Origin of the sequence: Streptomyces orinoci (genome assembly GCF_003121295.1) — a bacterium.
GTDB classification, from domain to species: domain Bacteria; phylum Actinomycetota; class Actinomycetes; order Streptomycetales; family Streptomycetaceae; genus Streptomyces; species Streptomyces orinoci.
Genome location: NZ_PHNC01000014.1, coordinates 141183 through 152593, shown reverse-complemented (window position 1 = coordinate 152593; position 11411 = coordinate 141183). Strand labels below are relative to the sequence as shown.

The 11411-nt window shown below is 68.8% G+C and carries 10 protein-coding genes and 1 pseudogene; 9 read left to right on the top strand and 2 right to left on the bottom strand.

The window, feature by feature from the left end; genetic code table 11:
* Positions 1-190 precede the first annotated feature (190 nt).
* The 4 genes and pseudogenes from CV755_RS12010 (at position 191) to CV755_RS12000 (ending at position 5434) form a co-directional block, all read left to right on the top strand.
* Positions 191-1510, top strand: a complete 1320-nt coding sequence (locus CV755_RS12010) for a lysine N(6)-hydroxylase/L-ornithine N(5)-oxygenase family protein (RefSeq protein WP_109280196.1) — start codon at positions 191-193, stop codon at positions 1508-1510.
* Positions 1507-1983: pseudogene (locus CV755_RS36030) on the top strand (GNAT family N-acetyltransferase); the annotation flags it as partial. The gene CV755_RS12010 and the pseudogene CV755_RS36030, both read left to right, overlap by 4 nt.
* Before the next feature lie 90 nt (positions 1984-2073).
* Positions 2074-3870, top strand: a complete 1797-nt coding sequence (locus CV755_RS12005) for an IucA/IucC family protein (protein ID WP_241561151.1) — start codon at positions 2074-2076, stop codon at positions 3868-3870.
* Positions 3871-3946: 76 nt separating this feature from the next.
* Positions 3947-5434: an MFS transporter gene (locus CV755_RS12000; protein WP_109280194.1), complete on the top strand. Its 1488-nt coding sequence runs from the start codon at positions 3947-3949 to the stop codon at positions 5432-5434.
* 78 nt (positions 5435-5512) lie between these two features.
* Here CV755_RS12000 and CV755_RS11995 read toward each other — a convergent pair whose 3' ends face one another.
* Positions 5513-6760 carry a helix-turn-helix domain-containing protein gene (locus CV755_RS11995; protein ID WP_109280193.1) on the bottom strand — a complete coding sequence of 416 codons (1248 nt, stop codon included), beginning with the start codon at positions 6758-6760 and terminating at the stop codon, positions 5513-5515.
* A 140-nt stretch (positions 6761-6900) separates the two neighbouring features.
* On the opposite strand from CV755_RS11995, the gene CV755_RS11990 reads away from it, so the two are divergent.
* From CV755_RS11990 to CV755_RS11975, 5 genes are all read left to right on the top strand, one after another.
* Positions 6901-7122, top strand: a complete 222-nt coding sequence (locus tag CV755_RS11990) for a hypothetical protein (RefSeq protein WP_109280192.1) — start codon at positions 6901-6903, stop codon at positions 7120-7122.
* Positions 7123-7452: 330 nt separating this feature from the next.
* Complete coding sequence (locus CV755_RS36025; protein ID WP_241561147.1) at positions 7453-7569, top strand: helix-turn-helix domain-containing protein; 117 nt, start codon at positions 7453-7455, stop codon at positions 7567-7569.
* A 222-nt stretch (positions 7570-7791) separates the two neighbouring features.
* Complete coding sequence (locus tag CV755_RS36020; protein ID WP_241561146.1) at positions 7792-8121, top strand: hypothetical protein; 330 nt, start codon at positions 7792-7794, stop codon at positions 8119-8121.
* Positions 8114-8677, top strand: a complete 564-nt coding sequence (locus CV755_RS35380) for a peptide deformylase (protein WP_109280191.1) — start codon at positions 8114-8116, stop codon at positions 8675-8677. The genes CV755_RS36020 and CV755_RS35380 overlap by 8 nt, the downstream gene beginning before the upstream one ends.
* Positions 8678-9031: 354 nt before the next feature.
* Complete coding sequence (locus tag CV755_RS11975; protein ID WP_241561145.1) at positions 9032-10135, top strand: alpha/beta hydrolase; 1104 nt, start codon at positions 9032-9034, stop codon at positions 10133-10135.
* Between the two features lie 59 nt (positions 10136-10194).
* Here the strand turns inward: CV755_RS11975 and CV755_RS11970 are convergent, their stop codons facing one another.
* Positions 10195-11307 (bottom strand): FAD-dependent oxidoreductase, encoded by a 1113-nt coding sequence (locus CV755_RS11970; RefSeq protein ID WP_109280190.1) that lies wholly within the window; start codon positions 11305-11307, stop codon positions 10195-10197.
* Positions 11308-11411: the final 104 nt, after the last annotated feature.

The window sequence follows — 11411 nt, the reverse complement described above, 5'->3', positions numbered from 1 at the left end:
GCCGTCAGTATCTGAAGTTCACCCTGCTCAACCCGCAGACCACACCGGACGACATCGCCGAGGTGCTGGATCTGATCGCGGGGCACGCGGAGCGGTTCCTCAGCGAGCGGGCCGCGTAGGGCATTTCGCCGCGCCCCTTCACAGCGCGCCTTCCGACGTTCAACTCCTCACACAGACTGGGAAGACAACCGTGTCCGCCGCAGCCCCGCATGACTTCATCGCCATCGGCCTGGGTCCCTTCAATCTGGGTCTGGCCTGTCTGACCGAGCCGATCGCCGAACTCAACGGCCTCTTCCTGGACGACCGGGCCGCCTTCGACTGGCACCCCGGCATGCTGCTGGAACACAGCACCCTCCAGACGCCGTTTATGTCCGACCTGGTCACCCTGGCCGACCCCACCTCGCCCTACTCCTTCCTCAACTACCTCAAGCAGAACGGGCGGCTGTACTCCTTCTATATACGCGAGAGCTTCTATCCGCTGCGTGCCGAGTACAGCGACTACTGCCGCTGGGCGGCCGAGCAGCTGACCAGCGTGCGCTTCGGGCACCGGGTCACCCTGGTCGAGTACGACGAGGCGGAGCGGCTCTACACCGTGCACGCCGAGCTCACCGCCACCGGTGAGCGCCGTACCTTCCGTACCCGGCGTCTGGTGCTGGGCACCGGCACCCCCGCGTATATCCCGGACACCTGCCGTGACCTGGGCGGCGACCTGATCCACAACTCCCGTTATCTGGAGCACAAGTCCGCGCTCCAGGCCAAGCGGAGCATCACCATCGTGGGCAGCGGGCAGAGCGCGGCGGAGATCTACTACGACCTCCTCCAGGACATCGACGCCCATGGCTACCAGCTCACCTGGGTAACCCGCTCCCCCCGCTTCTTCCCGCTGGAATACACCAAGCTCACCCTGGAGATGACCTCTCCGGAGTATGTGGACTACTTCCACGCCCTGCCTCCCGCCACCCGGGACCGCCTGGTGGACACGCAGAAGAACCTATACAAGGGCATCAACTCCGAGCTCATCAACGACATTTTCGATCTGCTCTACATCAAGAACCGCCGGGGCCCGGCCCCGACCCGGCTGCTGACCAACACCGCGCTCACCGGCGCCCGTTATGACACCGGCAGCGCCACCTACACCCTGGAGCTGCGCCATGAGGAGCAGCAGGCCGCGTTCTCGCTGGACACCCAGGGCCTGGTGCTGGCCACCGGCTACCGCTACCAGGTGCCGGAGTTCCTGGCGCCGGTCCATGACCGGCTGCGCTGGGACGGCAAGGGCCGCTTCGAGGTGGCCCGCAACTACAGCGTGGACGTCACCGGCAATGGGGTCTTCCTGCAGAACGCGGCGGTGCACGCGCACAGCATCACCTCCCCCGACCTGGGCATGGGTGCCTACCGCAACTCCTGGATCATCAAGGAGATGCTGGGCCGCGAGGTCTATCCGGTGGAGAAGTCCATCGCCTTCCAGGAGTTCGGGGTGCCCGGCGCCGCCCGGGAGGCGAAGTCCGCATGATCACCGCACTCACCCGTACCGACGACCGGCTGGGCGAGTTCTCCGTCCGTCCGCTGGACCCGGAGGCCGACGCTCCGCTGCTGCACTCCTGGGTCACCCACCCCAAGTCCGCGTTCTGGATGATGCAGGACGCCACGGTGGCCGACGTCGAACGCGCCTACCGCGATATCGACGCCCATGCCCATCACGAGGCCTTCCTCGGCCTGCACAACGGCCGCCCGGCCTTCCTGGTGGAGCGCTATGACCCGGCCAGGGTGGAGCTGGTCGGCCTCTACCCCGCCCGGCCCGGCGATGTGGGGATGCACTTTCTGTGCGCCCCCACCGACACCCCGCTGCATGGCTTCACCCTGGCCGTGATCACCACCGTGATGGAACTGCTCTTCGCCGATCCGGCCACCCGCCGGGTGGTGGTGGAGCCCGATATACGCAACACCAAGGTGCACGCCCTGAACGCGGCCGTTGGCTTCCAGGCGGTGGGCACCGTCGCCAAACCGGAGAAGGACGCCCTGCTGAGCATCTGCACCCGCGAACAGTTCCTGGCCGCCCGCAACCACGGAAATCCCATGCCCCCCAGCACCACCCCCGGCGACCCGGTCGCCCACCTCACCCCCGAACTCTGGGCGCGCGCCAACCGTTTGCTGGTGCGTAAGGCTCTGGCCGAGTTCTCCCATGAGCGCCTGCTGACTCCCCAGCCCCTGCCCGACGGCCGCTATGCCGTCCACAGCGACGACGGCTCGGTGGTCTACCGCTTCGCGGCCCGGCTGTTCGCCCTGGACCACTGGCAGATCGATCCCGAGAGCATCACCCGCCACCGGGACGGTGCGGCCCTCCCGCTGGACGCCGTCGATCTGATCACCGAACTGCGCGGCGCCCTGGGCCTGAGCGATGAGATCCTGCCGGTCTATCTGGAGGAGATCTCCAGCACCCTGGCCGGCTCGGCCTTCAAGTTGTCGGCCCCGCCGGTGAGTTCCGCCGAACTGGCCCGCTCCGGCTTCCAGGCCATCGAGACCGGGATGACCGAGGGCCACCCCTGCTTTGTCGCCAACAACGGGCGCCTGGGCTTCGACGCGGCCGAGTACCATGCCTACGCCCCCGAGGCCGCCTCGCCCGTCCAGCTGGTCTGGCTGGCCGCCCGCCGGGAACTGGCCACCTTCTCCGGCTCGGCCGGCCTGGACTACCGGGAACTGATCCACGCCGAGCTGGGCCCCGCCGTCCTGGAGCGGTTCCGGGCCACCATGACCGGCCTGGGGCTGGACCTGGACGACTATCTGCTGATCCCGGCCCACCCCTGGCAGTGGTGGAACAAGCTCGCGGTGACCTTCGCCGGTGAAGTGGCCCGCCGCGACCTGGTCTTCCTGGGACACGGCGAGGACGCCTACCTCGCCCAGCAGTCCATCCGCACCTTCTTCAACACCAGCGCCCCCGAGAAGCACTATGTCAAGACCGCCCTCTCGGTGCTCAACATGGGCTTTATGCGCGGGCTTTCGGCCGAGTACATGAAGGCCACCCCCGCCATCAACGACTGGCTGGCCCGCCTGATCGACGCCGACGAGGTGCTCAAGCGCACCGGTCTGGCCATCATCCGGGAGCGGGCCGCCATCGGCTACCACCACCGGCAGTACGAGGCCGCCACCGCCAAGGGCTCCCCGTACCGCAAGATGCTGGCGGCGCTGTGGCGGGAGAGCCCGGTGGCACTGCTGGAGCCCGGCCAGAGCCTGGCCACCATGGCCTCCCTGCTCCATATGGACCGTGACGGGGGCTCCTTCGCCGCCGCGCTCATCCAGCAGTCCGGTCTGGCCCCCGAGGTGTGGCTGCGCCGCTACCTGGACGCCTACCTCACCCCCCTGGTGCACTGCCTCTACGCCTACGATCTGGCCTTTATGCCGCACGGCGAGAACGTCATCATGGTTCTGGAGGACGGCGCCCCGGTACGGATGGTCTTCAAGGACCTGGCCGAGGAGATCGTGGTCATGAACCCGGACGCGGAGCTTCCGCCGGAGGTGGAGCGCATTCGCGCCGCGATCCCGCCCGAGGAGAAGGTGCTGTCCGTCTTCACGGACGTCTTCGACTGCTTCTTCCGCTTCCTCGCCGCCACCCTCGCCACCGACGGCACCCTGAGCGAGGACGTCTTCTGGTCCACGGTGGCCGAGTGCATCGCCGACTACCAGCGCGGCAATCCCCAACTGGCCGGCCGCTTCGGCGAGTACGACCTCTTCACCGAGGAATTCGCCCTCTCCTGCCTCAACCGGCTCCAGCTGCGCAACAACCGGCAGATGGTCGATCTGACCGACCCCTCCGCCGCCCTGCAGTTCGCCGGCACCCTCAAGAACCCGATCGCCCGCTTCGCCCCGCGTTCCTGACAGCCCGCCCCCGCGCCGACCGGTCCCGCCGCCCCTGGCGGGGCCGGTCCTGCTCCGTTTCCCCTCTGGAGTCCCTATGCCAGCCGTGGCCGCCCACGCCACCGAGCCCGGCCCCACCGCCCACCGCACCCGGTGGCTGATCCTGGCGGTGATCTGCCTGGCCCAGCTCACGGTGCTGCTGGACAACACCGTCCTGGGCGTGGCCATCCCCTCCCTCACCAGGGAACTGGGCGCCGGCACCGCCGACATCCAATGGATGATCAACGCCTACTCCCTGGTCCAGGCCGGGCTGCTGCTCGCCGCGGGCAATGCCGCCGACCGCTATGGCCGCAAGCTGATGCTGCTGGCCGGACTGGCCGTCTTCGGACTGGGCTCCATAGCCGCCGCTTTCGCCCACTCCCCCGGCCAGCTGATCGCCGCCCGGGCCGGAATGGGCGTCGGCGGCGCCCTGCTGACCACCACCACCCTGGCCGTGGTGGTCCAGGTCTTCGACGATGCCGAACGTCCCCGGGCGATCGGCATCTGGGCCACCGTCAACTCCATCGGCGCCGCGGCCGGCCCGCTGATCGGCGGCGCGCTGCTGGCCCGCTTCTGGTGGGGCGCCATCTTCCTGGTCAACGTCCCGGTCGCCCTGCTGGGCCTGGCCGCCGCCGTCGCCTTTGTCCCCGAGTCGAAAACCCAGGACGGTACCCGGCCCGACCTCCTTGGCGCGCTGCTCTCCACCATCGGTATGAGCGCCCTGGTCTATGCCATCATCTCCGGCCCGGACCACGGCTGGCTCTCCGGCCGGGTCCTGCTCCCCGCCCTCCTCGGCCTGGCCGGCCTCACCGCCTTTGTCGCCTGGGAACACCATGTCCCGCACCCCATGCTGGACATGTCCTTCTTCCGCGACCGCCGCTTCACCGGCGCGGTCACCGGCGGCATCCTGGTCGCCTTCGGCCTGGGCGGCTCGATGTTCCTGCTCACCCAGCACCTTCAATTCGTCTTCGGCTACGGCCCGATGGCCGCCGGCCTGCGCACCGCTCCCCTGGCGCTGACCGTCCTCCTGGTCAACCTCACCCCCCTCGGCGCCCGGACCTCGGCCCGCCTGGGCACCCCCCTCACCATCGCCTCCGGCATGACCGTCCTCGGCCTCGGCCTGGCCGCGGTCGCCCTGCTGGGTTCACACCACTACGCCGGGATGCTCACCGGTCTGGTCCTGATGGGCATCGGCATCGCCGTGGCCATGCCCACCATGCACAACGCCATCATGTCCGCCATCCCGCCCGCCAAGGCGGGCGTGGGCGCGGGCGTCAACGGCACGCTGGGCGAATGCGGTTACGGCCTGGGCGTCGCCGTCCTCGGCGCAGTCCTGGGCTCCCGCTTCGCCGCCCTCCTCCCCGAGGGCCTCACCAGCCACGGCTCCCTCCCGGACACCCTCTCCGCGGCCTCCTCCGCCACCCGCGGCCGGGTCACCGCAGCCTTCGCCTCCGGCGTCCAGTCCGGCCAACTGGTCGGCGCCGCCGCACTGTTGCTGGGCGGCTGGCTGACGGCAGGTCTGCTGCGACGGGCGGCACGGGGGTAGCCGACCCGACCCCAACGCCGGACGCGGCCGCACGCCCCGTCCGGCGTTCCGGTCCGTCCGCCCCCTGGCGCCGACCAGTCAGTCGAACTCCCTCAGAGCTCCCAGCAGTTCCCGGCCCTCTTTCGCTCCTTTGCGCATAAGTACCCCGGCGGTCTTGTGCAGTTCTCCCCAGGAATGCGGACGGCCAATGGCCGAAGCGTCCGGCAGGCAGTCCAGCGCGGCTTTCAGTGCCTCGGACGTCTCGCCCGCACCGGACAGCGCGTGCGCCAGGCAGGCGCGATACCAGGTCTTGTCGCGCCGGAAATCATCGGGCAGTTCACCGAGCCCGGTGGTGAGATTCCCGATCGCCCGCTGCCAGTCGCCCAAATGCAGTTCGGCCATTCCGCGTTGCAGGGTGAACCAGGTCTCACCGTAGAAGTACATCCACGGCGGCTCGTCCTCGGGCCGCCCGGCCGCCGCGGCGATCAGTTCCCGTGCTTCGTCCAGCAGCCGCCGCGCGCCGTTCCCGTCCCCGTTCAACGCATATCCGCGCGCCGCCATTTGCGCCGCCATGCCCTGAACACCCCGCGATACCCCGGGCGCCGACCACCTGGCCGCCTCGGCCAGCCGGATACAACGGGTGCCACGGCCCCCGGACCAGGCCAGATGTGCCTTCATACTCAGCGTGGTGGACGCCATATTCGCGTCACCGGCCTCCAAGGCCCACTCATGGGACCGGTCGTACCACGCCACAGCGGCGCCCGCCTCTCCCTGATCCTGTGCCATCCAGGCCAGGAACTGAGCGTGCTCGGCAGCCAGCCGGACCACTCGGTCCGCGAGCGGACCCCCGGCATCCGGGTGCAGATCCATGACGGTCCGCAATTGCTCGCGCATGACATCGACCAGTGGCCGGGAACCGATGAGATCCTCCGCTCGGCGGTGCTCCGCCAGCAGACGGTCCAGCCAGTCCAGGGTCGGGGCATCCGCCCGGGTTGAACCCTTGACCACGCTGGTCACTCGTGCCAGCAGATCGCCGTCCGGGGCCATTTGCGGCAGTGCCAGGCCGGCCACCGGGCCGGAATGCGGACGGGCACCACCGGTCAGCAGCTCCGGCGGAACGCACAGCCCCTCAGTGATCCGCCGCCGGACCTCCACGGACGTAACCCGGCGCGTGCCTCGCTCGATATCGGACACATCGGACTGCGCAAGACCGACCCGCTCGCCCAGCTTGGCCTGACTGACTCCCTCAAGCCGGCGGAAAAGACGGAAGACGGCCGCCCAGTCGTCACGGGCCAGTGCCGAGACCAGACGTGGATGGGCCCACAGGGTCCGAGAGTCATCCCCCATGCGCCCAATATAGGGCCTCCCTATAGGACCTATGGATGGCTCCGAACAGCTCGTGCCCGCAATGGTGGACCGGACACACAGGGCTCCCGCAAAAGGTGCGGTCACCGGCCCGGGAGCATGGCCAACCAGGAGGTGAGCGGGTGAGTGCCCGGCAGGTCCCCGTGCGTGGGTCGTTTGTGGTGGACACGGCTCGTGATGCGATCGGGGAAGTAATGGACCATGTGGAGGCGCTCATCCAACTGCGCCCGCTACAGGGCGGGTTGGAGTGGGACGCCAAGCCGGCGGAGGTGCGCCCGGCGACATTCGACGAGGTGCTGAGCGCCAAGGTCAGAATCGCCAACTCCTCCCGTCAAGCCCTATAGCCACGGCGCTCCCCGCCGCGATGTGTGAGCATTGCGTGACAACGCCGATTAATCCCTCGCGGCGGGGAACCTCCGGCCCACTCGGTCCACCCGTAAGTACCCACCCGCCGACTACCGGTCCGGGGGCGCCAGCGGGTGTCCCGTGCCAGAGGAGAGCGGCGGCCTCATGCAGGCCTCGCTCGCGGTCAGGATCACCACCGCCTCGGCGACGGGCTCCAGACGCCGGGCACACCGCAGCGCAGCCGCCTCGGCCAGGCAGCGGGCGATGAGGGTGATTTGGTGCGGTACGCTCCGCAGGCGGCAAGGCCGGCGACGCGAACGGAACGCGGCATGTCCAAGCGGGCGTTAGCCCTGGCCATGGGATTCGCCCCCTCCTACGTCAGCCAAGTGGAGTCCGGCCGCCACAAGCCCAGCGAGGAGTTCTCCGGCTCGCCGACGAGGCACTGAACGCCGGCAAGGCGATCTGGCGGCGATGGCGCGATTACGAACCAGCCAGGGCCCGCACCCGGCGGCCGGCGACGTCACCACCTGTCCAGCGCCGCCCCGAGCAGCCGTATTCGACCGGATCGGCCCTCGTCGTGGAGCACGACGCAGCGCGGCTCAAGTACGACGGCAGCAAGTACCGGCTCACCATGCGCCGACGCCTGCGGAACACCCAGGGCACACCCGTTGGCCTGGGACGAACTTGCGCCGGCGGCCACCTGTCGGGGCGAGACGATGCGCTGGGAGGCCAAGCATGACCGCGACGCCTTCAAGGAGGTCTGGCTGCTGTTCGACAACGAGCAGGGCCGCTTCACGCTCCACCCCGGCGAGTCCGTGTGGATCGAATACGCCTACACCGAGCTACTGGAAGTCCAACTCGCCTTCCCCGCCGCCCTCGACCGCGTCGTATGGGGCACCGAGACCTCCATGACCGCCCTGCATGCTCGGTACCGTCTGGAATGGCGGTTTCGGGCGCGGCCCGAACCCGATACGGATCAAGGGAGTTCAGGTGATTGACGTGCGGCCCAGCCAGCGAATGCGCGACCTCGGAGTCATCCAGCACGGCGCCGGCCTCCTCGCCGAACCGGCCCGCTCCTTCGAACTGCCCGCCGAGCGCGACGAGGCCGAGCGCATCACCGACGAACTGTTCGCCGCGATGGAACGGATCAGCCAGGTACACCCCTTCGCCAAGGGCATGGGCATCGCCGCCCCACAGATCGGCATCGCACGCGCTGCCACTGTCGTCCAGCCGCCCGGCGACGCCCCCGCCATCATCCTGCTCAACCCACGGGTCATCAACCACTCCGGCGAGTTGGATGAGCAGTACGAGGGCTGCCTGAGCTTCTTCGACGTCCGCGGCCTCGTACCCCGCCCCTTGAAGATCACGGTGGCGACCATGGGTTTGACCGGCGAGATAGTGACCACGGTGTACGAACGCGGTCTCGCCCGTCTCATCCACCATGAGATCGACCACCTCGACGGCCTGCTGTACACCGCCCGCATGCGAACCGGGATCGACCCGATCCCCGTGGAGGAGTACCGGCAGACCGGCCGAGCGTGGGCGTATGAGTAGGACCGAAATCAGCAACCTCGACGACGACCTTGCCGATGGTGCTGCCCCAGCCGATCGCGCAGCTGAAAGTGGGACCGGAGTCTCGGGAGATCAGGTGACTCGTGGCTGAAGCGCCCCCGCAAGGCCAAAATTGCCAATTCGCCCGGCTTGCACCGCCGTCGGCAGAGCTCGCCATCATCACCGCGCCGGGCTGCACCACGCAGTAAGCGGACCGCAAGACGGCACCGGAGCAGCCCGCCGCGACGTGTGAGCGTTTGGTGACAACGCCCCGGTGACCCCTCGCGGCGGGCAACCTCCGGCCCCGGCCGGTCATCCGTAGGTATAGATACCGACCGCACCAGCCGGAGCCATGTGATGCCGAACCCGAACCCACCCGCCGGGTACCAGTCCCGGGGGCGCCAGCGGGCGTCCCGTGCCAAGCGATGGCTGATCGGGGTGATGTCCCTGGCCGTGCTGGGGCTGGCCGCCTGGCCGGTGATGAGCTACTTCGAGATTCCGCCCTTCACCGACAAGGGCGATCCGGTCAGCTACGACCAGGCGGACAGCGCCAAGCCGGGGAAGGCGGCCGACCCCGGCGACTCCAAGACCCTGCTGCCGACCGGCCCCAAAGCCGAGTTCAAGAACGTCAACACCATGGACGACGGGACCCATATCAGCGTCGTCACCCTGGACGGCAAGAAGTCCGGCTACAAGGGCAAGGTGTGGGTCTGGGCGCCCAAGGAGTACACCGACGACCCCAAGTTCGCCGCCAGCGGCTTCCCCGTCATGATCGCCCTGCCCGGTGGCCCCGGCTACAACAGCAACTACTGGATGGGCAAGCCCGGCGGCTTCTCCCTCCAGGAAGCCGTCTCCAAGTGGTACCAGCAGGGCATCGGCAAGCCCTTCCTGCTGGCCATGCCGGTCCTCAACCCCGGCCCCGACGACAAGGGCATCTACTGGGACGGCAGCGACATCCCCGGCCAGCCGAAGATGGGCACCTGGCTGACGGAGGACGTCCCCGACCTGATGAAGGCCAACTTCCGCACCCTGAAATCCCGTGACGGCTGGGCCTATATGGGCTCCTCCACCGGAGGCTTCGCCAGCCTGAAGTCGGTGCTCAAGCACCCGGACAAATTCAAGGCCGCGATCGCCAACGGACCGGACATCGTGCCCGACTCCCCGCTGTGGCGAGGCCACTTGAAGGAGATGCGGGAGAACAACCCGGAAATCCTGGCCAAGCAACTGGCGGCCGCCAACGGGCCGGATGTCTATCTCGCCTTCCAGGTCGGCACCAGGGAGAACGCGGCGACCATGACCGACGCCAAGAAATTCATCAAGACCTACGGCCATGGCCCGGTCCACACCAAGCTGTGGGAGATACCCGGCGGCACACACAATGGCGCCACCTACGGCGCGAATATGAGCGGCCCCATGAAGTGGATCAGCGACCAGATGGAGGGACCGACGCCCTCGTCCTGACCCCGTTCACCGCCCCCACGGCAGCGCGAATTCCCATCGCACGGTGGCCATTGCGTCGCTCAGGAGCCTTCCGGCGGGACGAGCTCGTCGAGCAGTTTGGCGCAGTCCTGGGCGGCCCGGGCCGAGCGGGGCAGCATCAGGCTTTCATAGGCGCGTATGGCGTCATCGACGGTGGATTCGTTGAGCAGGGCCTGGGCGAGGTCCGCACCGTCGAGCATGGCGAGGTTCGCACCGAGCCCCACGGGGGGCATCAGATGCGCGGCGTCGCCCAGCAGCGTGATGCCGGGGACGTGCTCCCAGGTGTGCGGAGCGGGCAGCACGAACACGCGGCGGTCGATGAATCCGCCGTCGTTGTGTCGTATGAGGTCGAGCAGACTCTCGTCCCAGCCCTCGAACATGCTCAGCAGATGCGCGCGGACGGCCGCCGTGTCATCGAGTGGCACCCGGGCGGCCAGATGCCAGTTCTGCGGGGCGCGGAAGGCGATATAGACGCGGATCCGGCCCTCGCTGTTGCGCTGGGCCAGCAGCGCCTTGCTGCCGGCGCTCGCCAGCATGGTGCCGTTGCCGACCAGGCGGGCAAGGGCGGGATGGCGGGTGTCGCAGTCGTCGAGGCCGGTCTCGATAAAGGTGACCCCGCTGTAGCCGGGCGTGGCGTCCGAGACCGCCGGGCGGATGCGCGACCAGGCACCGTCCGCACCGATCACCAGATCGGCCTCCTCGGTGCTCCCATCGTCGAACAGGAGCCGCCAGGTGCCGTTTTCCAGGGGCGTGACACCGGCCACGGCGCGGTCCCACCGGACGGTTCCCTCGGCGAGGGACTCCAGGAGCAGTCCGCGCAGCTGACCGCGGTCGATCTCCGGGCTGTCGTCATCGTGGGCGGGCGGCCCCGCGACCGGCAGGACGGCGGCGGTGGCGGGGTCGAGCAGGCGCCACTCCTGGCTCTCCGGGCGGGCGAGGGCGCGGAACCGGTCGAGCAGACCCGCCGCACGCAGTGCCAGCTGCCCGGTGCCGGCATGTATGTCGAGGCTGCCGCCTTGGGGGCGGGCACCGGTCGAAGCCTCACGTTCAAAGACGGTGACCGGCCGGCCATGGAGCTGCAGGACCCGGGCACAGGCAAGGCCGCCGAGGCCGGCACCGACAATGGCGATTCGTGGGGCGTGAGTTGAATGCATGGGATCTCTCTTGGCACGCGGATGAGTGGGCGCCGGAAGATCCGGCACCCGCCCAAGAAAACACGGCCACGCCAGGAGACACCAATGAATATCGCGTGGCCGGC